Consider the following 230-nt stretch of genomic DNA (forward strand, 5'->3'; position numbering starts at 1 on the left):
CCATCTTTAACGATTAATTTTGCTGGGTGTACAGTATAGTCATGCATCTTTGAAAGCTCATTTGTTTTATCTTTTAACACTTTAAATGGAATATCATATTGACGATCCACTAAATTTTTCGGATCAACTATTACTTTTGGTTGATTATTTCCGCCTTGGTTGTCGTTTCCACCTTGGTTGTTGTTTCCGCCTCGGTTGTCGTTTCCACCTTGGTTATCGTTTCCACCTTG

The 230-nt window shown here is 37.4% G+C and carries 1 protein-coding gene; it reads right to left on the reverse strand.

Annotated features, from left to right (window positions below):
• A partial coding sequence (locus SB658_RS28165) for an NEAT domain-containing protein (RefSeq protein ID WP_410603904.1) occupies positions 1 to 230 on the reverse strand: 230 nt, incomplete at both ends.

Origin of the sequence: Bacillus sp. SIMBA_008 (assembly GCF_046535495.1) — a bacterium.
GTDB lineage: Bacteria > Bacillota > Bacilli > Bacillales > Bacillaceae > Bacillus > Bacillus subtilis.